Consider the following 25,500-nt stretch of genomic DNA (forward strand, 5'->3'; position numbering starts at 1 on the left):
TCCAACCAAGGACCCCGACCATGAAATCCCGTGCCGCCGTTGCCTTCGCTGCGGGCCAGCCCCTGCAGGTCGTCGAGATCGACGTCGCCCCGCCCCGCAAGGGCGAGGTGCTGATCAAGATCACCCACACCGGTGTCTGCCACACCGACGCCTTCACCCTCAGCGGCGATGACCCCGAGGGCCTGTTCCCGGTGGTGCTGGGCCATGAGGGCGCGGGCGTCGTCGTCGAGGTGGGCGAAGGCGTCACCAGCGTCCAGCCGGGCGACCATGTCATTCCGCTTTACACCGCGGAGTGCGGTGATTGTCTGTTTTGCAAGAGCGGCAAGACCAACCTGTGCGTGTCGGTGCGCGCCACCCAGGGCAAAGGCGTGATGCCCGACGGCACCACCCGCTTCGCGTACAAGGGCCAGCCGATCTACCACTACATGGGCTGCTCGACGTTCAGCGAGTACACCGTGGTGGCCGAGGTCTCGCTGGCCAAGATCCACCCCGATGCCAACCCCGAGCAGGTCTGCCTGCTGGGCTGCGGGGTGACCACCGGCCTGGGCGCGGTGAAGAACACCGCCAAGGTGCAGCCGGGTGATTCGGTGGCCGTGTTCGGCCTGGGCGGCATCGGTCTGGCGGTGGTGCACGGCGCGCAGATGGCCGGCGCCGGCCGCATCATCGCGGTGGACACCAACCCGGACAAGTTCGCGCTGGCCAAGACCTTCGGCGCCACCGACTGCGTGAACCCCAAGGACTTCGACAAGCCCATCCAGCAGGTCATCGTCGAGATGACGGGCTGGGGCGTCGATCACAGCTTCGAGTGCATCGGCAACGTCAACGTGATGCGCGCCGCGCTGGAATGCGCCCACCGCGGCTGGGGCCAGTCGGTCATCATCGGCGTGGCCGGCTCGGGCCAGGAAATCTCCACCCGCCCCTTCCAGCTGGTGACGGGCCGCAAGTGGCTGGGCACCGCCTTTGGCGGCGTCAAGGGCCGCAGCGAGCTGCCGGGCATGGTCGAGCAGGCCATGAAGGAGGAGATCAAGCTCGCCCCCTTCGTCACCCACACCATGCCGCTGACCAGCATCAACGAAGCCTTCGACCTGATGCACTCAGGCCAATCGATCCGCTCGGTGGTGCACTACTGAGGCCTGGCTGACCCATCTGAAATGCCAACGCTCAGCACGAAAGACTGAGCGCCAGGCGGGCACCGCAAGCGTGCATTTGCTACCTTTTTCACGTGAAGTTGCACCAATAAATCGCTTGCCTCCCGTATGCGTCATCCCCACTCGCCTGCTCCTGGAGTGTTTAACAAGGTGAATCACATCAATCGCCGTCAATAATTCGGGTGGAATACGGTTTCACAAGAGCATTTTTCGGAGTTAAGCCCAGGTCATTATTTACGTGAATTTGGCACTAGTTTTGCTGACGAGGATCAAGCCCTGGCGTGCTGAGTCAGCACACCAGGGGCGAACTGCCCGCGGTTCCGCGGGTTTCCCAAGTTCATTGCATGACACCCTCCATGAAGCAAGCTCTCCGCCCCATGCTGCCAGTTGCCCTGGCCGCCCTCCTGTCCGTCGGTGCCGCCCATGCGCAGTCCTCGGTCACCGTCTATGGCCTGATCGATGCCAGTCTCGTCTGGACCAATGACGTCGCTGGCAAGCGCACCCTCAACGAAGACTCGGGCGTCTCGCAAGGCAACCGCCTGGGATTCAAGGGCACCGAGGACCTCGGCGGCGGTCTCAAGGCCAACTTCATCCTCGAGCACGGCTTCAACACCGACGCCGGCACCACCGCCCAAGGCGGCGTGATGTGGGGCCGCAATGCCTCGGTCGGTCTGTCCAGCGACCGCTACGGCAGCCTCTCCTTTGGCCGCACCTTCGATGTGACGGGCGATGTGTTCCCGGCCTATGCCGTGGCCACCAACACCCCGGCCGGCCTGATGGCCTGGTCGCTGCCGATGAACTCGGCCGGTGGCCTGGGCCTGACCAACCGGGTCTCCGGCATGGCCGTCAACAACAGCGTCAAGTACTACTCGCCCAAGTGGGCGGGCTTCTCGTTCGGCGGCACCTATTCGCTGGGCGAGGTGTCCGGCAAGCCGACGGCCTACCAGAGCGCCTACAGCCTGGTCGCCAGCTATGCCGTTGGCGCCTTCTCAACCTCGGCCGCCACCTACTTCAAGCACGACGCCAGCCCCACCGAGGGAAATCTGAAGGAATACGCGCTGGGCGCGGCCTACCAGATGGAGAAGATGCGCCTGTTCGGCATGCTGTCCCAGGTGGGTTACAGCAGCGGCCCCAAGGACCGCGTGACCACCGGTGAAATCGGCCTGACCTACAAGGTGCTGCCGACGGTGGTGCTGGGTGCCGGCCTGCAGGCACAGAAGCGCCGTGATCTGGCCAGCGCCGACCAGATCACGCTGACCGCCGACTACCTGTTCTCCAAGCGCACCGATGCCTACGTGGTGCTGTCCAACGGACGCGACCGTGAGTACGGTGCCCAGATCGAGGGCGCGCTGGGCGGCAAGTCTTCTTCGACCGCCCAGACGGGCCTGGCCGTGGGCCTGCGCCACAAGTTCTGAGCGATGCCCCGGCCCCATCGGGCCGGGACAGATTCCGCGCCGCCGGCGCCAGGATCCACCTGGTTCAGGCGGCGTCTGCGTTGGGGGCCGCGTGGTTGGGGCGACCGGCCGCGGCCAGCTCGGCGTGGCGGGGCGACAGGTTGTCCAGGATCAGGTGCAGCACTTCGTTGAGCTTGCGGATCTGGGACGGGGTCAGGCCCTCGAAGGCCCGGCCGAAGATGTGCTGGATGGCCAGCTTGCTGCGCGCGATGGCCTCACGGCCGGACGCGGTGAGGGTGACGATCGTGACCCGTGCGTCCTGCGGCGAGGTGTGGGTCTCGACCAGGCCCTCGCCCTTCATGCGGTAGACGATCTTGGTGACCGTGGAGAGCTTGGCAATGGCATGCAACGAGATCTCCGACATGCTGCTGCTGCCGTTCTCGTTGAGGATGTAGAGCGTGCGCCAGGTGGGAATGTCCAGACCCACCGTCTTCAAGGCCCGCTCCATGTCCATCTGGTAGACACCGTGGACCCGGGCCAGCCAGTAGAACGGAAACTCTTCCTTGACGAAGTCGGGACTGGCGGGGTCGTAGAGGCTCACGATGCGATGCGGGATGGTCGCGCAAAAGGAATCCGGCATCTTAGCGCCAGACCCGCATCGCAGGCGTGCAGCGAGGGCATGCCCCCCGCGCGACGCACGGCCCCTGCCAAGGCCGGAGCCTCAGGCGCCCGCCATGTCGCGCGCCGGGATGCCGTTGCGCCCCGGGAACTCGGGCGCCAGGGTGCGCGCGTTGGGCATTTTCAGCCACAGACGCAGCAGCTTGCGGCGCTGGGCCAGGTCTTCATGGTCCTCGAAATGCGTGCGCGAATGCATCACCACGTAGTTGTTGCAGAACTGCATGTCGCCCGGCTCCATCATCATGTCCAGGCGGAACTCCTGGTCGTGGATCAGGGTGTCGAACAGGTTGAAGGCCTCGACCTCGACCCGCGAGAGCTGCAGGCCGCGCAGTTCCTGGCCCAGCTCGATGTACTTGCGCAGGTAGCGGCAGGCCAGCTTGCCTTCATGCTGGCTGAAGATCGGCGACAGGCTGGGCAGGGCCTCACCCAGGTGGGCGAAGTAGATCGGCCGGTAGAACAGCCCCATGTACTCGGGGTACTTTTCCAGGATCTCGTTGTAGATGGCGGCCGCGCTGACCAGGCTGCTCAAGCCGCCGCTCTTGGCCTTGCGGATGCTCAGCAGACCCACCACGTCCGACAGGTCGGTGTGATAGGGCAGATAGGCATTGGTCTCGTAGACCCGGGTCGTCTTCTTGTTGAGGTCGCCCACGTTGGTGACCCGGCCCAGCAGGTCGCCGCGCTCGTTTTGCGTCACCGGCGTGCCCATGTGCAGGCCCAGGCCGTAGTAGAGGATGGACAGCTCGTCCTCGGTGTAGCGCTCGGCGGGCAGACCGCGGATCACGATGAAGCCCCGGCCGTTCTCCAGCTCGTCGGCAAAGCCGCGGATCTCCTCGGCCAGGAAGTCGGGGATCGGGAAATCGGCCCGGGTGAAGCCCGGGAAGGCCAGCCCGCGCTGCTGCACCGCGTTCAGCGCCTGATCCAGCGCGGCCACCGAGGCCTCGGACAACCGGTAGATCCAATCCTCGCGCCGGGCGAGCTCGCTGCCCTTCCAGGCCACGCGGCTGGCAATCTTCTCTTTCAGGATCACGCTCATGCTCAAACTCTCCAACAGTGGGGAAACAGAGGAAGGGCCGCCCCGGCCCCTCGAACGGTCTCAGGTGGTCAGCAGTTCCTGGTGCTTGGCCTGCGCCCCCAGGTAGGCCTCGATCACGCGCGGGTCGTGGGCCAGCGCGGCGGCCGGCCCTTCCATGGCCACGCGGCCCAGCTCCAGCACATAGGCGTGGTCGGCCACATGCAGCGCCGCGCGGGCGTTCTGCTCGACCAGCAGGATGGACACGCCCTGCGCGCGCAACTGCACGATGATGCGGAAGATGTCGCGCACGATCAGCGGTGCCAGGCCCAGGCTGGGCTCATCGAGCATCAGCAGCTGCGGCCGACCCATCAGGGCGCGGCCCAGCGCCAGCATCTGGCGCTCACCGCCCGACAGCGTCGCGGCCTCCTGGCGGCGGCGCTCCTGCAGACGCGGGAACAGCGCATAGACCTCGTCGAGCGCCTGCGCGTGGCGGGCCGCCCCCTCGCCGCGGAAGCGGTAGGCGCCCAGGCGCAGGTTGTCCTCCACCGTCATGCTAGCGAACAACGCCCGGGTCTCGGGCACCAGGGCCAGGCCTTGTTCAGCCCGGGCCTCCACCTGCAGCGCGCCTTGCACCCGGCCGGCCAGCGTGATGCGGCCGTCGCGCGCGGGCAGCGCCCCCATCAAGGCCCCCAGCAGCGTGCTCTTGCCCGCGCCGTTGGGGCCGATCACGGTGACGATCTCGCCCTGGCGCACCCGCAGGCTCACGCCGGAGAGGGCCTCGATCTTGCCGTAGGCCACCGAGAGGTTCTCAACCTCCAGCAGCAGCGGGCGTTCAGAGGCGGTTTCAGCGGTCATCTCGGCACTCACAGGTCGACTCCCAGGTAGGCTTCCAGCACCTTGGGATGGCTTTGCACCTCGGCGGGCAGGCCCTCGGTGATCTTCTCGCCGAACACCATCACCGCCACGCGGTCCACCAGGTTCATCACGAAATCCATGTCGTGCTCCACCAGCAGCACGGCGATGCCTTCGGCGCGCAGCTTGCGCAGCAGCTCGGCCAGAGCCTGCTTCTCCTGCAGACGCAGACCGGCGGCGGGCTCGTCGAGCAGCAGCACCGAGGGATCGGCGCACAGCGCACGGGCGATCTCCACCAGACGCTGCTGGCCCAGCGCCAGGCTGCCAGCCTCCACATGCGACAGCGCGCCCAGGCCCACGCGCTCCAGCTGGCGCTGGGCCTCGCCCAGCAGCCGGGCCTCCTCGGCCCGGTCCAGCCGCAGCGCGCTGCGCAACAGGCCGGCGCGGCCGCGCAGGTGGGCACCGATGGCCACGTTGTCCAGCACGCTCATGCTGGGCAGCAGCTTGACGTGCTGAAAAGTGCGCGAGAGCCCGGCGGCGGCCATGCGCCGAGGCTGCCAGCCCAGCACGCTCTGGCCCAGGAACTTCACCTCGCCCGAGGTCGGATGGTCCACGCAGGAGAGCTGGTTGAACAACGTGCTCTTGCCCGCGCCGTTCGGGCCGATGACGGCCAGAATCTCGCCAGCATGCAGCGTCAGGTCGATGTCCTTGTTGGCCACCAGGCCGCCAAAGCGACGGGTCAGACCCCGCACCTCCAGCACCGGCTGGCCGCGGGTGGGCTGGACCCGGCGCGGCAAGGGCGCAGCAGCCGGCAGCGCTGCGGGCTGAGCCCGCCGCGGATCGACCCGCCGGCTCCAGCGGCGGTGGATGGCACCCCACAGGCCATTGGGCGCGCGGTGCATCAAGGCGATGATCAGCAGGCCGAAGACGACGGACTCGTAGTTGCCGCTCTGGCCCAGCAGGCTGGGCAGCCAGTCCTGCAGCCCGTTGCGGCCCAGTGTCACCACCACGGCACCCGCCACCGCACCCCACAGGTGGCCCACGCCGCCGATGAGGGCCATGAACATCACGTCGATGCCCGCGGTCACGCTGAACGGCGCCGGGCTGACGAAGCGCTGATTGCAGGCATACAGCCAACCCGAAACGCCGGCCAGCAGCGCCGACAGGATGAAGGCCGCCATCTTGGTGCGGAACACCGGCACGCCCATTGATTCGGCCATCGCCTGGCCGCCGTTGAGCGCGCGCAACGCGCGGCCGCTGCGCGAATCGAGCAGGTGGCGAGAGAGCACCAGGGCCAGCCCCAGCAGCAGCCAGATCGGCCAGGCCATGTCGGCCGGCTGGTCCAGACTCCAGGCACCGATCTGCAAGGCCGGCAGGTTGGTCAGGCCGGAATGGGCCCCCAGCGATTCCAGCGTGCCAAACAGGTAGAACAGCGCCAGGGCCCAGCAGATGGTGCCCAGCGGCAGGTAGTGCCCGGACAGCCTCAGCGTCACCGCGCCCAGGCCAGCCGCCACCGCCAGCGTCACCAGCAGGCCGGCCGGCAGGGCCAGCCAGGGCGAACCAGCGATGGGTGCCAGCCAACCTGGCACGTCCGTCCCGACGGTCAGCCAGGCACAGGTGTAGGCCCCCAGGCCGATGAAAGCAGCCTGGCCGAAGCTGGTCATGCCGGCCACGCCGGTCAGCAGCACCAGGCCCAGGGTGGCCATGGCCGCCAGGCCGATGTTGTTGAGCAGGTTGACCCAGAAGGTGGGCAGCCAGGGCACGGCCAGCAACAAGGCCAGCAGCAACACCGGGCCGACCGTGCGCCGGCCCGTGACGCCCAGCGAGCGCGCGGACTTGGAGGTCTCAGCAGAGGAATTCATGGGCAGGGCGGTGCTCATGCGCGGTCCTCCTCATGGTGCTTGCTGGTCAGCGAGCGCCACAGCAGGAAGGGCAGGATCAGGGTGAACACGATGACCTCCTTGTAGGAACTCGCCCAGAAGGTCGAATAGGCCTCGACCAGCCCCACCGACAGTGCGCCCAGCGCGCCGACGGGGAAGCTGACCAGGCCGCCGACCACGGCCCCGACGAAGCCCTTCAGGCTGATCAGGAAGCCGGAGTCGTAGTACAGCGTGGTGAGCGGCGCGATCAGCGTGCCCGACAGGCCACCGATGAAAGCCGCCAGGGCAAAGCAGGTGCGGCCGGCAGTGGTCGGCGAGATGCCCATCAGCTGCGCCCCCAGGCGACTGACCGCGGTGGCCCGCAAGGCCTTGCCGCGCAGCGTGCGCTCGAAGAACACGAACAGCCCGACCATCAGCGCCAGCGTCGCGGCCAGCACCCACAGCGACTGGGCGTTGACGTTGAGCAGCCCCAGGTCCAGGCCGTCCTCGGAGAACGGCAGAGTGCGCGCGCCTTCGGCGCCGAACATCCAGAGCGCCAGCCCCACCAGCACCACATGCAGCGCGATCGAGACGATCAGCAGCACCAGGCCATGCGCAGCCGCAATGGGCCGAAAGCACAGGTCATACAGCCAGGGCCCCAGCGGCACCACCAGCGCCAGCGTGAACAACACCTGCAGCACCATCGGCCAGTCCTGGCCGGGCACCCGGTAGGCAATGCCCCAGAGGATCAGGGCATAGAGCGGCCCGGCGAAGTCCCAGGCCGACAGCGGGGGCTGAGGATCGGCGCGCAGGCCCGGGCGCAGCGCCCACAGCCGCCAGACCAGGCGCAGCGCGGCGAGCACCAGCAGCAGCCAGGCCAGCCGCACCGGCTGGCCGGCTTGCAGCGTGGCCATGGTCATGGCGCCAAAGGTGACAAACTCCCCCTGCGGCACCAGCAGCACCCGGGTGACGGTGAACACCAGGACGATGGACAGGGCCAGCAGCGCGTAGATCGCGCCGTTGGTCACGCCATCCTGTCCCAGCAGCAATGCGATCTGCGCGTTCATGCCTCAGTCCACCCTGCTCACTTCAGCAGCGTCCAGCGACCGTTCTTCACCACGATCATCTCGCGGCCACGGTCATCGAAGCCGCTGTGGTCGGCCGGGGTCATGGTGTAGACGCCTTGGGTGGCCGGCAGCTCCTTGATCTGCTCCAGCGCATCGCGCAGCGCCGTGCGGAAGGCGGCGGTGCCCGGCTTGCCGGACTTCAGCGCCACCGGAATGGCCGCCTGCAGCAGCAGGCCCGCGTCATACACGTTGGCGCCGAAAGTCGCCGGCTTGCTGCCGTTGAGCTTCTCGTAGGCCTCCACATACTCGGTGGCCACCTTCTTGGTCGGGTTGCTGGCCGGCACCTGGTCGAGCACCAGCATCGCGCTGGCGGCCAGGATCGTGCCTTCCACCTTCTTGCCGCCCAGCCGCAGGAAGTCGTCCAGCGCCGCGCCGTGGGTCTGGTAGACCTTGCCCTTGTAGCCCACGTCGTAGAGCGTGGTGCTGGGCAAGACGGACGAGCTGCCCGGCGCGGCCACCAGGATCGCGTCGGGTGACGCCCCCATCAGCTTGAGGGCCTGGGCGGTCAGCGAGGTGTCCTGGCGCTGGAAGCGCTCGGAGCCCACCACCTTGATACCCGCCTTCTCGGCCAGCGCGGAGAAGACCCGCACCCAGTTGTCACCGTAGGGGTCGGCCGTGCCGATGAAGCCCACCTTCTTGATCTTGGTGGCACTCATGTGCTGCACCAGGGCACGGGCGATGATGTCGTCGTTCTGCGTGGTCTTGAAGACCCACTTCTTCTGCTCGCTCATCGGCACGACCACGGCCGCCGTTCCCACCGGCGCCAGCATGGGCACACCGGCTTCTGCGGCGAACTGGATCACGCCCATCGCGGCCGGCGAGCCGCTCGGGCCGATGATGGCGTCGACCTTGTCTTCGTTGATGAGCTTCTTGAAAGCCGACACCGAAGCCGTCGGGTCGCTCCCATCATCCAGCGAGATGTACTGAACCGTCTGGCCCGCCACCTTGGTGGGCAGCAGCGGCACGGTCTTCTTCTGCGGCAGGCCGACCAGGGCCACCGGGCCGGTGGACGAGGTCACCACGCCCACCTTGACCTGGGCTTGCGCGACCAGGGCGAACGAGGCCAGCAGACAGCCCTGCAGCAGGGGACGGACGAAACGGGGAAGGGACATCGGGGACTCCGTGCGCTCTGGGCGCCAAGGGGTGGAAGAACACGGTCGGCCGCACACCGCGGGAGGCGCGGCCAGCTCCCAAAAATTTGAGGGGAGCCGGTCCACCGCCGCTGCAGCGAGCTTGACCTGCATCAGCATCTTTCATGCCACTTTTCATGTTTTTCTGATGCAGGCCGCTTGCGTCAATGACGCCCCTCTGGCAAGCAAGCCCCGGCTGCCGGCCTCCTCGCGCGCGCAACGCATTGAATCGACCTGCCGCGCCAGCGCCCACGGCCCCGGAAAAGCCCACGGCACGAGGGAAACAGGCCTCGGGGTCGATGCCGGCGCTCGCGCCATTCATTGCTTGAAAAATCCACCAAATCGGGGCGTCGCGCCCCAATGCGTGGCGTTATCACCGCCCCGTCGCACCGGATTTGCTCGGGCTCAAACATGGGTTATTTAGTTGACGATTCACGTATTCACTCCTATCGTCTGCAGCCATTCCAACCGCTTGCCACACGCTTGGCGACGGCACGCCACCCCGGCACCTTCCCCCCCTGCCCATGTCCACCGACATCGTCGTTCTCCCGCTCCAAATCGGCCCCGCCGATGGCCCGCGCTTCATGGTCAAAGACACGCTGGACGTGGCAGGCAGCCCGACGCGGGCCGGCAGCCGCACCTTGACCGACGCCGCGCCCGCCGCAGCCCATGCGGAGGTGGTGGCACGCCTGCTGGCCGCCGGCTGGCAGTTGATGGGCAAGACCAATCTGCATGAGCTGGCCTATGGCACCACCGGCATCAACCACTGGACCGGCACCCCGCGCAACCCGCGCTGGCCCGACCGCGTGCCCGGCGGTTCCTCCTGCGGATCGGCCGTGGCCGTCGCACAAGGCCTGGTGCCGGTGGCCCTGGGCACGGACACCGGCGGCTCGGTGCGCACGCCGGCGGCCTGCTGCGGCGTGTTCGGGCTCAAGCCCAGCTTCGGCCGGGTGAGTCGGCGCGGCGTGATGCCCGAGCGCAGTTCGCTGGACTGTGTGGGCCCGATCGCCCGCGACATGGACAGCCTGATCGCGGCCATGGCGGTGATGACACCGAACTTCCACACCCTGCCGGTGGTGCCGCCCTCGCTGCACATCGGCCTGGTGGACGTGGCCTGCGACACCCAGGCCCGCGACGCGGTGCACGGGGCCCTGGCGCGCACCCGCCACCGCCTGCACCCGGTCACGCTGCCGCTGTTTGAGGATGCCTACCGCGCCGGTCTGGCAGTGATCAACCGCGAGAACTGGACCGCCCTGTCCCCACTGCTGGCCGATGGCCGCATGGGCCCCGACGTGGCCACCCGGCTGCAACGGGCCGGCCAAACCACCGATGCGCAGGTGGCCGAGGCCGAAGCCGTGCGGCGCGCCTTCCGCGCCGAGGTGGATGCCGCCTTGTCGCAGTGCGACGTGCTGGCCCTGCCCACCCTGGCTTCACCCCCGCCGCGCCTCGAAGACGCCGCCGACACCAGCGCCGCCGTGTCGATGACGGCCCTGGTGCGCCCCTTCAATCTTTCCGGCCATCCGGCCATCACGCTGCCCCTGGACAACGCCGACGGCCTGCCCGTGGGCCTGCAGCTGGTGGCCCGCCACGGTGCCGACGAATGGCTTTGCGCCGTGGCTCGCTCCCTGAGCCATCAACTCGACCTGCACGCCTCCCTTGGAGAACCCGCATGACCTCCCTCACCGCCACGCACCCCGGTGCGTCCACCGCCCCCACCGGGCTTGAATCCGGCACGGCGCTGGACCTGCTGCTGAGCGACATCCGCCGCCGCCGCCAGGAATTCGAGCAACAGCGCTACATCTCGCCGGACATCATCCAGCGCTTCAAGGAGATCGGCGTCTACCGCGCCCTGGTGCCCACCGCGCTGGGCGGCGAGCAGAAGTCGGCGCACGAATTCTGCGAACTCATCGAGACCATCTCGCAGGCCGATGGCTCGGCCGGCTGGGTGGCCAGCTTCGGCATGGGGGTGACTTACCTGGCCGCGTTGCCGTCGGCCACGCTGACCAAGGTCTATGCCGATGGGCCTGACGTGACCTTTGCCGGCGGCATCTTCCCGCCGCAACGGGCCCCCAAGGTGGACGGCGGCTACGAAGTCTCAGGGCGCTGGAGCTTCTCCAGCGGCTGCATGGGCGCCGACGTGATCGGCGTGGGCATCGCCCCGTTCGAAGGCGACAAGGGCGGCCTGCCGCGCATGGCCGTGATGCCGCGCAGCCAGGCCCGCATCGAGATGGCCTGGGACGTCAGCGGCCTGGCCGGCACCGGCAGCCACGACCTGGTGGTCGACAAGGTGATCGTGCCCGAGGAATGGACCTTCGTGCGCGGCAGCAAGTCGCAGCGCGAGGAGCCGATGTTCCGCTATCCCTCGCTGTCCTTCGCCGCCCAGGTGCTCACGGTGGTAGGCCTGGGCATCGCCCGCGCCGCCATCGACGAGCTGCGTGGCATGGCCACCGGCCGCATTTCGGTCACGGGCGCACCGCGCCTGGCCGACCGGCCGCAGGTGCAGATCGAAATCGCCCGCGCCGAGGCCCAGCTGCGTGCCGCCCGCGCCTTCTTCTACGAGGCCATCGACGACGCCTGGGCCACGCTCGAGAAGGGCGACGAGGTGACGCCGGAGCAGACCAGCCTGCTGCGCCTGTCCTCCACCCACGCGGCCCGCACCAGCGCCGAAGTGACCCGCGCCATCCAGATGCAGGCCGGCATGAGCGGCGTCTACCACAGCAGCCCGCTGTCGCAGCAGGTGCGCGACGTGCAGGTGCTGACCCAGCACGCCTTCATGGGCGACATCACCTACCAGAACGCGGGCGCGATGCTGTTCGGCCTGCCCCCGCTGCCGGGCTACCTCTGAGCAAACGCCCCCTCTTTTGCTGACCTGAAAGGACTTCCATGAGCACCCCCACCCCCCAGATGCGCGCGCTGTTCTGCATCGGCATCAACCAGAACTTCTTCGATGCCCCCCCCGATGAGGCCAAGGCTGTGTGGCTGGCCTGCGGCGAACTCTTCAATGGCATCGCCGAGCTGCCCGGCGTGACCGTGCTGGGCAACATCGACGACGACCTGTCCATGGTCGGTCCGTCGACCAGCTGGCCCTGGACCTGCTACATCTTGGCCAACGTGCCCGACATCCAGACCGTGCACGCGGCCTGCAACCTGCTGCGCACTGTCGTGGTCGGCGAGGGCCCGTACAAGCTGTGGAAGTACGCCAAGATCGAGGCCCGCGTCGGCCGCGAGCTGGTGGTGCCGCCCAGCCTGAAGAAGCCGGCCTGAGCACGGAGCCCGCTGTGACCCCTGCTCCCCTCCCCGTCGAGCTGGCCGGCCTGGCCCAGCGGCTGGTCGAACTGGAAGACCGCCTGGAGCGCTTCGAGGACGCCGCCGCCATCCGCGCCTGCGTGCACCGCTACATGGCCTTGTGCGACCGGCTCGACGCCACGACCCCGATGGACGCCCTGCTGGACTGCTTCACCGAGGACGCCATCTGGGCCGGCAAGGGGGCCCGCTACGGTGAGAGCTTCGGGGGTCACCGCGGCCGCGCCGCCATCGGCGCCATGCTCGGCGCCTACCGCGGTTCGCTGCCCGGCGAGGATGGCCCGCAGCGTCCGCCGCACTTCGCCTTCAACGCCCACTTCCTCTGCTCGGAGCTCATCACCCCCACCGGCGCCGACACCGCCCGCGCCGAGTGGACCATGCTGCAGACCTCCACCTTCGCCGACGGCCGCGCCCACCTCAACGCCGCGCAGCTCACGCTGCAGATGCGCCGCGACACCGACGGCCACTGGCGCATCGCCCACTTCGAGACCGAGAACCTGCTCAGCCGCCCCGTGGACCACTGGCACAGCGACACCGCCCTGCCCGTGCCCCGGCGCTGAGCCCGGCCCCCTTTCAACCCCTTCATTGCATCGCCACCATGAACGCTCCTGCTTCCACCATGCAATTTCAGCGCTCCGCGCGCGAACTGGGCGAGCTCGTCCGCGAGGACCGCGTCCACACCTCGCTCTACAACGACCCGGCCATCTTCGACCAGGAGATGGACAAGATCTTCCGCAACTGCTGGGTCTGGGTCGCCCACGAGAGCGAACTGCCCGAGCCCGGCAGCTTCAAGACCCACTGGGTCGGCATGGAGCCGGTGATCGTGGTGCGCGACCGCAAGAACGCCATCCACGTGCTGCTCAACCGCTGCCGCCACCGCGCCGCCACCGTCTGCGAGCACAAGAAGGGCAAGACCTCCAGCTTCGTCTGCCCCTACCACGGCTGGGCCTACGCCCTGGACGGCTCGCTGCGCGGCGTGCCCTTCCCCGAGAGCTACGGCGACTGCCTGGACAAGGGCGAGTTCCCGCTGGTGAGCCTGCGCGTGGAAACCTACAACGGCATGGTCTTCGCCACCTTCCGCGACGACATCGCCCCGCTGGTGGACTGGCTGGGCCCGGCCAAGAAGTGGATCGACCTGTTCATGAAGCAGGCCGGCGGCTACCCGGTCAAGGTGGCCGGCGAGCACCGCTTCCGCTTCCCCGGCAACTGGAAGATCCAGCTGGAGAACACCACCGACGCCTACCACTTCCCGCTGGTGCACAAGAGCTTCCTGAGCTCGATCGACGAAGAGACCAAGCAGGTCTTCGACTTCGTCAAGGGCCCGGGCTATGTGGAGGAACTGGGCAACGGCCACAGCGTGATGGTGATGATCCCGTCCCTGGTGGATCTGGAGGCCAACCTGGACGCGCCGATCCCCGAGCGCTTCGAGGAGCTGGCCCAGGCCCTGCGTGACGAGGGCCATGACGAGCAGAAGGTCCGCCGCCTGGTGCGCGCTGTCGGCGGCACGGGCTTCAACCTGAACCTGTTCCCCAACATCGCCTGCTCGATGGCCTTCTTCCGCGTGCTGCAGCCGGTCTCGGTGACCGAGACCGAGATCCACCATGCGGCCATCGTGATGGACGGCGGCCCGGCCGTGTGCAACCAGGCCCGGCTGCGCCTGCACGAGCACTTCCAGGGCCCGATGGGCTTCGGCACGCCCGATGACTCGGAGGCCTGGGAGCGCGTGCAAAAGGGTGCGCAGGCCGGCAAGGACCTGTGGGTCATGGTCAACCGCGGCCTGCCCGGCGAGCGCGTGACCGAGGACGGCCACGCCAGCGATGTCAGTGCCGAGACCGGCATGCGCGCCGCCTACCGCCAGTGGAAGAAGCTGATGACCGCCGAGTGAGGGCCCTGCCCACCGACCGTCCCCCTCCCATCGCAACCCAATTCCTCACACCATGAACCTGCCCCTGCTGAACAGCGTCACCGCTTTTGTCTGGGCCGAGGCCGACATGCTCGACCACGGCGAATTCGCCGCCTGGCTGGACCTGTGGGTCCCCGCCGGCCAGTACATCGTGCCCATCGACCCGGACACCACCGACTTCGACAACACCCTCAACTACGCCAACGACAACGCCACCATGCGCCGCCTGCGCGTGGAGCGCCTGACCAGCGGCGAGTCGGTCTCCACCCAGCCGCCCGCGCGCACCGTGCGCAGCGTCTCGCGCCTGCGCGTCATCGCGCATGACGGCGACACCGTCACCCTGCGCGGCGCCCAGGACCTGCGTGACTTCCGCAAGGACAAGTTCCACCAGCACACCGCCGACGTCACCTGGACCCTGGTCGCCCACGGCGACTCCTGGCGCATCCAGCGCAAGGTCGTGCGCATGATCAACTCCGTCGACACGCTCAGCGCCGTCGGCTACATCTTCTGAAGGCCCGCACCACCATGACGCGCTTGCCTTCCGAGATGCCCATTGCCATGGTCACCGGCGCGGCCGCCGGGCTGGGTCAGGTCATTGCCGGCGAACTGCATGCTGCGGGCTACCGCGTGCTGCTCACCGATGTGGATGCGGCCGGGGCCCAGGCCGCCGCCCAGGCCCTGGACGCCAGCGGCACCGCGGCCCAGGGCCTGGCCCTGAACGTGCTGAACAAGGCCGACTTCGAGGCCGCGCTGGCCCACCTGAAGGCCGGCTGGGGCCTGCCCCAGGTGCTGGTGAACAACGCCGCGCTGACGCTGACCACCCCGGTCATGCAGATCAGCCCGGAGGAGTTCTCCCGCGTGCTGGACATCAACCTGCGCGGCTGCTTCCTGGGCTGCCAGGTGTTCGGCGCGGCGATGGGCGAGGCCGGTTACGGCCGCATCGTCAACCTGGCCTCGCTGGCCGGACAAAACGGTGGCACGGCCTCGGGCGCGCATTACGCCTCGTCCAAGGCCGGCATCCTGACGCTGACCAAGATCTTCGCCCGCGAGCTGGGCGCCAAGGGCGTCACCGTCAACGCGGTGGCCCCGGGGCCGATGGACCTGCCCTCGGTGCATGCCGCAGTGCCGGCCGACCGCCTGGCGCAGATCGTCAAGACCATCCCGGTGCAGCGCCTGGGCAACCCGTTGTTCGTCGCCCGCATGGTGGTGCTGCTGGCCTCGGCCGAGGCCGATTTCGCCACCGGCGCCGCCTGGGACTTCAACGGCGGCATCTTCATGCGCTGAGCCTCCCCGGCCCACGCTGCTGCCTTTTCACCCCTGCCCCACGAGCCCTGCCCATGAGCACTGCCACCCTCTCATCCCCCACCGCCGCCACGCTGGACGTGGTGGTGCGCGACCGCAGCCTGCAAGGTCAGGCCGTGGCCGTGCTGGCCCTGGCCGCTGCCGATGGCAGCGCCCTGCCCGCCTTCACCGCCGGTGCCCATGTGGACCTGCACCTGCCCGGCGGGCTGGTGCGGCCCTATTCGCTGTGCAGCGACCCGGCCGACACCCAGACCTACCGTCTGGGCGTGCTCAAGGACCCCGCCTCGCGCGGCGGCTCGGTGGCCGTGCACGCTGCCCTGCAGGCCGGCGCCCGCCTGACCATCAGCGCCCCGCGCAACCACTTCCCGCTCGACGAGAGCGCGCCGCACAGCGTGCTGGTGGGCGGCGGCATCGGCATCACGCCCATGCTGGCCATGGCCCATCGCCTGCATGCCCTGGGAGCCTCCTTCGAGCTGCATTACTGCGCCCGCAGCCGGGCCCAGGCCGCCTTTCTCGACGAGCTGGCCCAGGCCCCCTGGGCCGGGCGCGTCACGCTGCACTTCGACGAGGCCGAGGAGCCTGGTGGGGCCGGCAAGCTGGCGCCCGCTGCGGTGCTGAAGGCCGCCCCGGCCGGCAGCCACCTGTATGTCTGCGGCCCGGCGGGTTTCATGGACTGGGTGATGGCCGAGGCCGCCGGCGCCGGCCTGGCCGCGGCGCAGATCCACCGCGAGTACTTCAGCGCCCCGGTGGTCGCTTCCGACAGCCCGGACCGGGCCTTCGACGTGGTGGCCCAGCGCAGCGGCAAGACCGTTCACGTGGCGCCCACCGAGAGCCTGCTGAGTGCCCTTCAGCGCATCGGCATCGAGGTGCCCGTCTCCTGCGAGCAGGGCGTCTGCGGCACCTGTGCCTGCACCGTGCTCGAAGGCGAGCCCGACCACCGCGACGCCTACCTCACCGACGAGGAGCGCGCCGCCAACGACCAGATCATGGTGTGCTGCTCGCGCTCGCGTTCGGCCCGCCTGGTGCTGGACCTCTGACCCCCTCGCCCGGAGCTTCCATGGACGCGAGCGCCCCCTCTGTCTCTTCGCCGGTTTCGGTCGGCGAGTTCCGCAACGGCATGGCCCTGCTGCCCGGTGCCGTCACCGTCATCACCACCGATGGCCCCGAGGGTCCGGCGGGCTTCACCGCCTCGGCCGTCTGCAGCGTCACCGACAGCCCGCCCACCGTGCTGGTGTGCATGAACCGCTCGTCGTTTGCGCACCGCTTCTTCGCCACCAATGGCGTGCTGTGCGTGAACGTGCTGAATGCGACGCAGCAGGATGTCTCCGGCCTGTTCGCCAACCGCGAGGTGGCGATGGCCGAGCGCTTTGCGCGCTGCCCGGCCCGCCCCCTGGCCACCGGCGCCCCGGCGCTGGACGGTGCGCTGGTGAACCTGGACGGCCGCATCGTCGCCACCCACGAGGTGGGCACGCACAGCGTGTTCATCGTCGAGCTGCAAAGCATCCAGGTGCCCGACGGGGCGAGCGCCCTGCCGGGCCTGGCCTACTTCAACCGCGGCTACCACGCCCTCGGTCAAGCCGCTGCCTGAGCGCCACGCCCGCCCATGCCTTCCCCTTCTTCCGACTTTCCCGCCCGGCCCCGCATCCTGGTGGCCGGCGCCGGGGCCATTGGCTGCACGCTGGCCACCCGCCTGGCGGCAGCCGGCCACACCGTGAGCCTGCTGGCCCGCGGCCACACCTTGCAGACTGTGCGCGAACAGGGCCTGCGGCTGGACGACCTGAGCGGCCGCACCGAGGTGCGCGTGCCCGTCGCCAGCCGGGCCGCGGACCTCGGCCCGCAGGACCTGGTCTTTCTGTGCAGCAAGGCCCAGGACCTGCCCGCGCTGAGCGCGCAGGTGCTGCCGGTCCTGGCGCCCGGCGCCCTGATCATTCCGCTGGTCAACGGCGTGCCCTTCTGGTACTTCCACCGCAGCGGCCAGCGCTTCGAGGGCCAGCCCGTCCAGGCCGTGGACCCGGACGGCCAGTTGCTGCGGCAGCTGCCGATGGACCGGGTGCTGGGCGCGGTGGTCTTCGTCACCGCCGAGTCGCCCGCGCCGGGCTGGTGTGTCTCACGCACCCCGCACCTGATCATGCTGGGGGAACTGGGCGGCGGTCTGGCACCGCGGCTGCAGGCGGTCTGCCAGCTGCTGAACAGCGCCGGCATCGAAGGCCGGTCGCTGGAGCGCATCCGCGACAAGCTCTGGACCAAGCTGATCGCCAACCTCACCTCCAATCCGCTGTCGGTCGTCACCGGCGCCACGCTGGAAGAGATCTACACCCGCGACTCGCTGCTGCACACCGTGCGCGCGGTGATGCACGAGGTGATGCTGGCGGCCAGCGCCTATGGCGCGCGGCTGGAGATCGACCCCATCGAGTTCATCCAGCTGGGCGCGGCGATGGGCCCGGTGCGGACCTCCATGCTGCAGGACCTGGAGCGCGGCCGCCCGCTGGAACTGGCCGCCATTGGCGACGCGATGGTGGAGCTGGGCGCGCGCTACGGCCTGCCCATGCCCGCCACCCGGGCCCTGATCGACCTGGCGCGCTGGCGCCAACCCCGTCTCCAGGCCGAGGCGCCCCGGCCTCAGGCTGCTTCCCCTGTCGCGGCCTGAGGCCGCTCTCCTGCTTCAACCCACCCCGGAACGCCCCATGGACCTCACCCCCAACGCCGCCGAACTGAAGCCCGCCCACATCAGCGATGCCGAATGGGCCCTGCGCGTGCAGCTGGCTCACTGCTACCACCTGGTCGACTTCTTCGGCTGGACCGAGACCATCTTCAACCACATCTCGGCCCGCCTGCCCGGCACCGACCACTACCTGGTCAACCCCTTCGGCCTGAACTACGACGAGGTCACGCCGGCCAACCTGCTCAAGGTGGACATCGATGGCCACAAGATCGAGCCCTCGCCCTACGACGCCAACCCGGCCGGCTTCGCGCTGCACGGCGCCATCCACGGTGCCCGCGAGGACATCCACTGCCTGATCCACACCCACACCACGCCGATCTCGGCCATCGCGATGAAGCGGGCCGGCTTCAGCCACGACGACTTCTACGGCGCCCAGCTCTATGGCCGCGTGGGCTACCACACCTTCGAAGGCATCACGCTGTTCGCCGACGAGAAGCCGCGCATGCTGGCCAGCCTGGGCGAGAAGCACATCCTGGTGCTGCGCAACCACGGCATCGCCGTGGGCGAGATGGACATTCCGCGCGCCTTCTTCCTGCTGTGGACGGTGCAGCGCGCCGCCGAGATCCAGGTGGCCGCCGGCAGCATCCCGGGTGACAACGTGGCGCTGCCGGACGCCATCGGCGAACGCTGCGCCCACCTGACGGCCGAGCTGATCCGCGACAGCGGCTTCGCAGAGAAGTTCTTCAACGCCATGGTGCGCCAGATGCACGCCAAGCGCGCCCACTGAGCCCCTGCCACGAAAGCGATTGCCATGACCCAGGACACTTCCCGCCTGCCGCCGCATGTGGCCGACGCCCATTGCCGCAGCGCCTGCGACACCCGCGAGCAGATCAGCCAGGGACGGCTCACGCCCGGCCAGGCGGTGCAGGACTGCATCGCCCGCGTGCAGCAGCATGAGCCGGCCGTCCGGGCCTGGCAATCGTTCGACCCCGCGGTGGCCCTGGCCCAGGCCGCCCACCCGGCCAGCGACCTGCTGCACGGCATCGCCATCGGCCTGAAGGACCTGATCGACACCCGCGCCTGGCCCACCGGCTATGGCTCGCCGATCTATGAAGGCCACCAGCCCGACCGTGACGGCTGGGTGGTGCGTGCGGTGCAGGCCCAGGGCGGCGTGCCGCTGGGCAAGCTGGTCACAACAGAATTCGGCTACTTCCAGCCCGGCCCCACGGCCAACCCCTGGGACACGGCCCGCACGCCCGGTGGCTCCTCCAGCGGCTCGGCCGCGGCGGTGGCCGCCGGCATGGTGCCGCTGGCCTTCGGCACCCAGACCGCCGGCTCGCTGATCCGGCCGGCCTCCTACTGCGGCGTCTGGGCCCTCAAGGCCACCTTCGGGCGCTACCCGCTCGATGGCATCAAAGGGCTGTCGCATTCGCTCGACACGCTGGGCTGGATGGCCCGCAGCGCCAACGACCTGGAACTGCTGCGCGCCGCGCTGGACCAGGAGGACTTCGCCCCCCTGCCCGCACTGGCTGCCCCGCGCCTGCTCTTCAGCGCCACCCATCTGGCCCCGATGCTGGATGCCGGCGGTGCTGCCGCCTGGGCCGAAGGCCTGCAGCGACTGGGCCAGGCCGGCATCCCGCTGGAAGACGCCGCGCTGCCCCCGCTGCTGGCCGCGCTGTTTGAGGCCCAGAAGACCATCATGGCCTGGGAGGCCACCCGCAGCCTGGCCCCTGAACTGGCGGCGCACCGTGACCGGATGGGCGCCGCGCTGGTGCAGCTGCTGGAACACGGCCAGACCGTGACCCAGACCGCTTACGACGACGCCCAGGCCCTGGCCCGCCAGGGCCGCAGCTGGCTGGCCGGCCGCCTGCAGGGGGCGGACGCCCTGCTGGTGCCCGCCGCCCCGGGCGAAGCCCCGCTGGGCCTGGCGGCCACCGGCGACCCGGCCTTCAGCCGCGTTTGGAACCTGCTGGGCAACCCCTGCGTCAACGTGCCCGGCCTGTTCGGCCCGAACCACATGCCCATTGGCCTGCAGCTGGTGGGCCACCCGCAGCGCGAACGCGACCTGCTGGCCGTGGCCAAGCGGGTGGGTGAGGTGCTGGCACTCAGGCCGTGGCCAGTTTGCCCAGCAGGGTGATCTGGTCCACGCTGTCGCGCATCGCGTCCATCTGCTTGGCCATGTCCTTCAGGCTGGACAGGCAGACCGAGATCTTGCGCCGCTCCTCTTCGGTGTCGGCGCTCATGGTGGCGATCTTCTCGGCCGCGGCGATGCTCTGCTGGGCCATCTGCTGGGTGGTGTCCACCGTCTGCCCGGCCACCGCGCGGATGCGGGCGATGGCCTCCACCGCGCCGGTGATGTCCTTGCGCGTGGTGTCGGCCTGGCTCTTGGACGACTGGGCCAGGCGCCGCACCTCGTCGGCCACCACCGAGAAACCGCGCCCGGCGTCGCCCGCGCGGGCCGCTTCCACCGCGGCGTTGAGCGCCAGCAGATTGGTCTGGTCCGCGATGCGGCCGATGCCGGAGGTGACCTGGCTGATGCCGCTGGAGATGCGCTCCAGCTCGGTGAGCTCGCTCTCCAGGTGGTCCTGGGCGCCGCGCGTCTGCAGGGCCGCGTCGCTGAGCGAGCGGATGTTCGTCTCGGCCACGTTCAGCGCCTGGGACTGCAGCGAGGTGGCGTGCTCCAGCTGCGGCAGCGCCTGCAGCAGCGGCTCCACGTTCTGCTGGTAGGCCACCACCCGCTCCATCATGCCGGACTGGATGCTGTGCATGGCCTCCCAGCGGTGCAGCGCGCGCTGCGCGTAGTGCGCCGCATAGGCCGCGTACTGCACCGGGAACTGGCTCATCGCCTTGATGTTGCGGTCGAAGAAGACCAGGGCCGAGAGGGTCTGGTTGATGGGCACGCCCAGGATCTCGCCAAAGCTGGAGAAGCCCGCGGCCGGAATGCGGTCGAAGAAGCGGGCCTGGCCCAGCTGGCCGGCATTGCCCACGCGGCGCAGCACGCAGTCGTTGAGCAGCATGCCCAGCGGCTGGGGCTTGCCGGACATGAAGCGGGCCCAGTCGCGCTCGGTGCTTTCCACAAAGGGCGTGGCACGCAGCAGGTGCAGCCGGTCACCGAACTCCAGGTCGCAGAAGAAGGTGATGTGGTCGGCCTGGAGGCTGGCCACCGAGCGGATGAAGAACTCGTCGTCGACCTTCACCGCGAAGGTCATGTTCTGCAGGCGCGCGCCCAGCTCCGAAGGCTGGCAGCGGAAGTGCTCGCAGAGCACCTCGGTCACCGGACGCGGGCGGTTGTTCGCGTCCAGCACCGAATGCACGGTGCGCGAGACCGGGTCGGCCTGGGCCACCAGCCAGCTCTGGTTGGTGGGCTCGAAGTTCTGGGACTTGAAGGGCGCGAAGGACTTGCCACGCGCCATCTCGCAGAAGATGACCGCGGCCTTGTGCTGCACCACGCCCTGGCGGGTGCCGATGAAGGTGGCGCCCAGATCCAGCGGGCCGCCGGCCGAACCGCCGATGGCCAGGCAGGGGAAGCGCCCGCTGGCGTACCAGGCCTGCATCAGAAAACCTTCGGAGGCCGAGACGCCGTCGCAATAGACCAGCGCGAAGTGACGCTCGGCCGACAGCGGCATGCGCAGCGACAGGCGGTCCAGCTCGCCGCGGATGGCGCTCACCCGCTTCTTGGCCGAATGCTCGCCATTCACATGCAGGTCCACCAGGTGCAGCTCGTGCTGCCCGATCAGGGCCTTGGGCAGGTAAAGCCAGCTGCCCTCCACCGTATTGGCTTCGCAGTAGGTGGAGGCCCCCGCTGCAGAGCACAGCGCCCCGGAGGACGACAGGGCCACCACGGTCAGGCCTTCATGCGCCAGCTCCTGCCACGCGGCGTTGACCCGACCGAAGTCGGCGCCGGGCGGTACGAACACCATCAACAGTCCGCGGGCACCGCGCAAGCCCACACTCCCCAGGGAGCTCGGCAGGGCCTGGCAATCGAACGGCCCCCGACGGGGCGTGTGGCGGGCAAAGAAGGGAAGAGGCATGGCAGCGGTTGTCTCCGGGCTGAGGAAAGGACCTGGACCGACGCACTCTGCGGCACGTGCGGCATCAGATCAGAATTGCCTGACAGATTAGAGACTTTGCCGCCCGAGCGGCGGTCGAACAGCGGCCGATTGCCCCGCTTGTTTCAAGGATGGGCCGGGCAGTGGTGGATCTCGATGGTGCTGTGCACCACCTCCTCATGCACCGCCAGGCGTTGGCGCACCACGTCCGGCGTCAGGGCGCCGTCATGTGTTACCACCGTCAGGGCGCAGGCATAGGCGCCCTGCCCCACGCGCCAGACATGCAGGTCGGTGATGCGGCTACCGCCCGTGGCGGCATCGCCCTCCCCCTCCACCACCCCGCGGATCTCCTCGACCACCGGGTGGTCCATCTCGCGGTCCAGCAGCACCTTGGCGGTGTCCACCACCAGGCCCTTGGCCCACACACCCACCAGCACCGCGCCCACCAGACCCATCAGCGGGTCCAGCCAGGACCAGCCCCAGAGCCAGCCGCCCACCAGCGCCGCGATGGCCAGCACCGAGGTCGCCGCATCGGCAATGACGTGCACATAGGCCGACTTCAGGTTGAGGTCGTGGTGGCCGTGCTCGTCGTGGTCATGACCGTGTCCCCCATGCCCGTGGTCGTGACCCTGTCCATGGCCATGCCCGTGGTCGTGCCCATGGTGGTGGGCCTGCCCCAGGATCAGCGCGCAGACGATGTTGACCACCAGGCCCAGCACCGCCACCACGATGGCCTCCTGATAGTGGATGGGCGCGGGGCTGAGGATGCGCTCCACCGAGCCCACCACCATCAGCGCCGCCACACCCAGCAGGAAGATGGCGCTGGCGAAGCCACCCAGGATCTCGATCTTCCAGGTGCCGAAGGCGAAGCGCGGGTCCTGCGCGTGGCGGCGCGCCAGCGCATAGGCCGCGGCCGACAGGCCGATGGCCACCGCATGCGAGCTCATGTGCCAACCGTCGGCCAGCAGGGCCATGGAGTTGAACCACCAGCCGGCGGCGATCTCCACCACCATCATGGCGGCGGTGATCCACATCACCACCCGGGTGCCGCGCTCGGCGGCGGCGTTGCCGCTGTCGAAGCGGTGTTCATGGGTCCAGCGCGACAGATCTTCGATGTGCATGGGATTCCTCTGCGGTTTGTTCAGCGCAGGTAGCTGCGCAGCACCTCGATCAGCTCGTCGGCGCCCTGGGTGCGCTCGGCCGCGTCGGTGATGGCCGGGTCGGCGATGTGCGAGCGCACATGGTCCTCCAGCACCTCGGCCATCAGGCCGTTCATCGCGCCGCGCACGGCGGCGATCTGGTGCAGCACCTCGGCGCAGCCCTTCTCGGCCTCCAGCGAGCGCTCCAGGGCCTCCACCTGGCCGCGGATGCGCCGCACCCGCCCCAACAGCTTGGACTTGTCGCGAACGGTGTGGCTCATGGGATCATCGCCTTCATAGAATAGGGGGGTATGGTATCAAAGCCCTCCTTCCCTGCCGCCCGTTGGCCGGCCCTGCGCGGGGGCCTCATCGCCCTGCTGGCCGCCGTGCTCTTCGGCATCAGCACCCCCTTGGTGCAACGCTGGGGCGCCGGCCTGGGCAGCTTCACCACCGCCGGCCTGCTCTACGCCGGTGCGGCGCTGGTGGGGCTGCTGCTGCGCCAGCCGGTGGAGCGCGAGGCCCGGCTGCGCCGTAGCGACCTGCCCCGGCTGACGTGGATGGCCCTGTTCGGCGCGGGCATCGGCCCGGTGGCCCTGGCCTGGGGCCTGCAGCACACCAGCGGCACCAGTGCCTCGCTGATGCTGACGCTGGAAGCGGTCTTCACCGCCCTGCTGGCGCGGTGGTGGTACCACGAGAACCTGGACCGCCGGGTGCGGCTGGCCCTGGGCCTGCTGACGCTGGGCGGCATGGCGCTGGTGCTGGACCGGACCCAGGGTGGCAGCGGCCAATGGGTGGGCCTGCTGGCGGTGCTGCTGGCCACCGCCGCCTGGGGTGTGGACAACACGCTCTCGCGCGCGCTGGCCGAGCGCGACCCCGGCCAGGTGGTGATGCTCAAGGGCCTGCTGGGCGCGCTGGCCACGCTGGGCTTGGCGGCAGCCCTGGGCGAGGGCTGGCCCGCCACCGGCCCCGCCCTGGCCCTGCTGGGCGTGGGTGCCACCGGCTATGGCCTGAGTCTGCGCTTCTACCTGCTGGCCCAGCGGGCGTTCGGCGCCGCCCGCACCGGCTCGGTCTTCGCCTTCGCCCCTTTCGTCGGTGCCGCGCTGGCCTGGACCATGGGGGCACCGTCGGATGGCCCCTGGCTGCCGGTGGGGGCGGCGCTGATGCTGGCCGGCATCCTGCTGCACCTGGCCGAGCGCCACGACCACCGGCACCAGCACGAAGCCCTGGCCCATGAGCACGCCCACACCCATGACGACGGACACCACGACCATCGCCATGACCCGATGCCGCCCGGCCCGCACAGCCATCCCCACCAGCACCAGCCGGTTCAACACACCCACGCGCATGTGCCGGACGAGCACCACCGCCACACCCATTGAGCCCCGGCGACGCAGGCCAATCTGCTAAGCTGCGCCCCACAGGAGATGGCATGCCTCCTCGAACCGCCGCACCATCCGGTGCGTGCTGATGATGCCTACGCAATCTCCCGGGAGGGATGCGTAGCCGCGTCCTTCCTTCTGCTGTGAACGAAAGGACGTGTCCGAATGCTTGCCGTCTTGGCCATCGCCCTGGGCGCCTCGTTGGGTGCCCTGCTGCGCTGGGTGCTGGGCAACCAGCTCAATGCCCTCTTCCCCTTCCTGCCGCCGGGCACACTGGCGGCCAACCTGCTGGGGGGCTACCTGATCGGGCTAGCCGTGGCCTTCTTCGCCACCCACCCCACCCTGCCCCCCGAATGGCGACTGTTCGCGGTCACCGGCTTCCTGGGCGGACTCACCACCTTCTCCACCTTCTCGGCCGAGGTCGTCACCCAGCTGATGGCCGGCCGCCTGGGCTGGTCCCTGATGGCGGTGGCGGTGCATGTGGCCGGCAGCATCACGATGACGCTGCTGGGCATCGGCACCGTCTCCCTGGTGCGCCACCTCCGGCTGGCAGGAGCATGAGC

The 25,500-nt window shown here is 69.3% G+C and carries 25 protein-coding genes and 1 riboswitch; of the genes, 16 read left to right on the top strand and 9 right to left on the bottom strand.

What is annotated here, in order from left to right; translation table 11 throughout:
* The first annotated feature begins 20 nt into the window (after nt 1-20).
* Both M0L44_RS18530 and M0L44_RS18535 read left to right on the top strand, forming a co-directional pair.
* Nucleotides 21-1,130 carry an S-(hydroxymethyl)glutathione dehydrogenase/class III alcohol dehydrogenase gene (locus M0L44_RS18530; RefSeq protein WP_252771488.1) on the top strand — a complete coding sequence of 370 codons (1,110 nt, stop codon included), beginning with the start codon at nt 21-23 and terminating at the stop codon, nt 1,128-1,130.
* A gap of 374 nt (nt 1,131-1,504) precedes the next feature.
* Complete coding sequence (locus tag M0L44_RS18535) at nt 1,505-2,563, top strand: porin (protein WP_252771489.1); 1,059 nt, start codon at nt 1,505-1,507, stop codon at nt 2,561-2,563.
* Between the two features lie 64 nt (nt 2,564-2,627).
* Here M0L44_RS18535 and M0L44_RS18540 read toward each other — a convergent pair whose 3' ends face one another.
* From M0L44_RS18540 to M0L44_RS18565, 6 genes are all read right to left on the bottom strand, one after another.
* A complete protein-coding gene (locus M0L44_RS18540) occupies nt 2,628-3,143 on the bottom strand; it encodes a MarR family winged helix-turn-helix transcriptional regulator (protein ID WP_252771491.1) in 516 nt (171 codons plus the stop codon).
* A 120-nt stretch (nt 3,144-3,263) separates the two neighbouring features.
* Nucleotides 3,264-4,253 (bottom strand): TauD/TfdA family dioxygenase, encoded by a 990-nt coding sequence (locus tag M0L44_RS18545; RefSeq protein ID WP_252771492.1) that lies wholly within the window; start codon nt 4,251-4,253, stop codon nt 3,264-3,266.
* 60 nt (nt 4,254-4,313) lie between these two features.
* Nucleotides 4,314-5,087 (bottom strand): ABC transporter ATP-binding protein, encoded by a 774-nt coding sequence (locus M0L44_RS18550; protein WP_252771494.1) that lies wholly within the window; start codon nt 5,085-5,087, stop codon nt 4,314-4,316.
* 8 nt (nt 5,088-5,095) lie between these two features.
* Complete coding sequence (locus M0L44_RS18555) at nt 5,096-6,964, bottom strand: branched-chain amino acid ABC transporter ATP-binding protein/permease (protein ID WP_252771495.1); 1,869 nt, start codon at nt 6,962-6,964, stop codon at nt 5,096-5,098.
* Complete coding sequence (locus M0L44_RS18560; RefSeq protein ID WP_252771497.1) at nt 6,961-8,010, bottom strand: branched-chain amino acid ABC transporter permease; 1,050 nt, start codon at nt 8,008-8,010, stop codon at nt 6,961-6,963. Before M0L44_RS18560 ends, M0L44_RS18555 begins: the two co-directional genes overlap by 4 nt.
* A gap of 17 nt (nt 8,011-8,027) precedes the next feature.
* Nucleotides 8,028-9,182: an ABC transporter substrate-binding protein gene (locus M0L44_RS18565; protein ID WP_252771499.1), complete on the bottom strand. Its 1,155-nt coding sequence runs from the start codon at nt 9,180-9,182 to the stop codon at nt 8,028-8,030.
* A 542-nt stretch (nt 9,183-9,724) separates the two neighbouring features.
* Between M0L44_RS18565 and M0L44_RS18570 the strand changes: the two genes are divergently transcribed.
* The 12 genes from M0L44_RS18570 to M0L44_RS18625 are packed head-to-tail and all read left to right on the top strand — an operon-like array spanning nt 9,725 to nt 20,507.
* Entirely contained in the window at nt 9,725-10,873 is a 1,149-nt protein-coding gene (locus tag M0L44_RS18570; RefSeq protein WP_252771501.1) for an amidase, read from the top strand.
* A complete protein-coding gene (locus M0L44_RS18575) occupies nt 10,870-12,045 on the top strand; it encodes an acyl-CoA dehydrogenase family protein (RefSeq protein WP_252771503.1) in 1,176 nt (391 codons plus the stop codon). Before M0L44_RS18570 ends, M0L44_RS18575 begins: the two co-directional genes overlap by 4 nt.
* A 38-nt stretch (nt 12,046-12,083) precedes the next feature.
* The gene (locus M0L44_RS18580) at nt 12,084-12,464 is read left to right on the top strand and encodes an IacB protein (protein ID WP_252771505.1); all 381 of its coding nucleotides are present in this window, start codon (nt 12,084-12,086) and stop codon (nt 12,462-12,464) included.
* 14 nt (nt 12,465-12,478) lie between these two features.
* The gene (locus M0L44_RS18585) at nt 12,479-13,063 is read left to right on the top strand and encodes a nuclear transport factor 2 family protein (RefSeq protein ID WP_252771507.1); all 585 of its coding nucleotides are present in this window, start codon (nt 12,479-12,481) and stop codon (nt 13,061-13,063) included.
* Between the two features lie 38 nt (nt 13,064-13,101).
* Nucleotides 13,102-14,388 (top strand): aromatic ring-hydroxylating oxygenase subunit alpha, encoded by a 1,287-nt coding sequence (locus M0L44_RS18590; protein ID WP_435526445.1) that lies wholly within the window; start codon nt 13,102-13,104, stop codon nt 14,386-14,388.
* 52 nt (nt 14,389-14,440) lie between these two features.
* Nucleotides 14,441-14,917 carry an aromatic-ring-hydroxylating dioxygenase subunit beta gene (locus M0L44_RS18595; protein WP_252771511.1) on the top strand — a complete coding sequence of 159 codons (477 nt, stop codon included), beginning with the start codon at nt 14,441-14,443 and terminating at the stop codon, nt 14,915-14,917.
* 14 nt (nt 14,918-14,931) lie between these two features.
* Nucleotides 14,932-15,690 (top strand): SDR family NAD(P)-dependent oxidoreductase, encoded by a 759-nt coding sequence (locus M0L44_RS18600; RefSeq protein ID WP_252771512.1) that lies wholly within the window; start codon nt 14,932-14,934, stop codon nt 15,688-15,690.
* Nucleotides 15,691-15,743: 53 nt separating this feature from the next.
* Complete coding sequence (locus tag M0L44_RS18605; RefSeq protein WP_252771522.1) at nt 15,744-16,745, top strand: PDR/VanB family oxidoreductase; 1,002 nt, start codon at nt 15,744-15,746, stop codon at nt 16,743-16,745.
* 20 nt (nt 16,746-16,765) lie between these two features.
* Entirely contained in the window at nt 16,766-17,296 is a 531-nt protein-coding gene (locus M0L44_RS18610) for a flavin reductase (RefSeq protein WP_252771534.1), read from the top strand.
* A gap of 15 nt (nt 17,297-17,311) precedes the next feature.
* Complete coding sequence (locus tag M0L44_RS18615) at nt 17,312-18,355, top strand: ketopantoate reductase family protein (protein WP_252771536.1); 1,044 nt, start codon at nt 17,312-17,314, stop codon at nt 18,353-18,355.
* 37 nt (nt 18,356-18,392) lie between these two features.
* On the top strand, nt 18,393-19,157 hold the full coding sequence (locus M0L44_RS18620) for a class II aldolase/adducin family protein (protein WP_252771538.1): 765 nt from the start codon (nt 18,393-18,395) through the stop codon (nt 19,155-19,157).
* Between the two features lie 24 nt (nt 19,158-19,181).
* A complete protein-coding gene (locus M0L44_RS18625; protein ID WP_252771539.1) occupies nt 19,182-20,507 on the top strand; it encodes an amidase in 1,326 nt (441 codons plus the stop codon).
* Here the strand turns inward: M0L44_RS18625 and M0L44_RS18630 are convergent.
* The 3 genes from M0L44_RS18630 to M0L44_RS18640 all read right to left on the bottom strand — a co-directional run bounded on the left by M0L44_RS18630 (nt 20,476) and on the right by M0L44_RS18640 (nt 23,839).
* Complete coding sequence (locus M0L44_RS18630) at nt 20,476-22,401, bottom strand: methyl-accepting chemotaxis protein (RefSeq protein ID WP_252771541.1); 1,926 nt, start codon at nt 22,399-22,401, stop codon at nt 20,476-20,478. The genes M0L44_RS18625 and M0L44_RS18630 overlap by 32 nt on opposite strands.
* A 143-nt stretch (nt 22,402-22,544) precedes the next feature.
* Nucleotides 22,545-23,540: a CDF family Co(II)/Ni(II) efflux transporter DmeF gene (dmeF, locus tag M0L44_RS18635; protein WP_252771543.1), complete on the bottom strand. Its 996-nt coding sequence runs from the start codon at nt 23,538-23,540 to the stop codon at nt 22,545-22,547.
* Nucleotides 23,541-23,560: 20 nt separating this feature from the next.
* Complete coding sequence (locus tag M0L44_RS18640) at nt 23,561-23,839, bottom strand: metal/formaldehyde-sensitive transcriptional repressor (RefSeq protein WP_022982687.1); 279 nt, start codon at nt 23,837-23,839, stop codon at nt 23,561-23,563.
* A 30-nt stretch (nt 23,840-23,869) separates the two neighbouring features.
* Here M0L44_RS18640 and M0L44_RS18645 point away from each other — a divergent pair, with 30 nt between their 5' ends.
* Together M0L44_RS18645 and crcB are read left to right on the top strand one after the other, a co-directional pair.
* Nucleotides 23,870-24,937, top strand: a complete 1,068-nt coding sequence (locus M0L44_RS18645; RefSeq protein WP_252771545.1) for a DMT family transporter — start codon at nt 23,870-23,872, stop codon at nt 24,935-24,937.
* Nucleotides 24,938-24,969: 32 nt separating this feature from the next.
* Nucleotides 24,970-25,042, top strand: a riboswitch (Fluoride riboswitch).
* 60 nt (nt 25,043-25,102) lie between these two features.
* The gene (gene crcB / locus M0L44_RS18650) at nt 25,103-25,498 is read left to right on the top strand and encodes a fluoride efflux transporter CrcB (RefSeq protein WP_252771546.1); all 396 of its coding nucleotides are present in this window, start codon (nt 25,103-25,105) and stop codon (nt 25,496-25,498) included.
* Nucleotides 25,499-25,500 lie beyond the last annotated feature (2 nt).

This window comes from Ideonella oryzae (assembly GCF_024055665.1).
Taxonomy (GTDB): Bacteria; Pseudomonadota; Gammaproteobacteria; order Burkholderiales; family Burkholderiaceae_C; genus Ideonella; species Ideonella oryzae.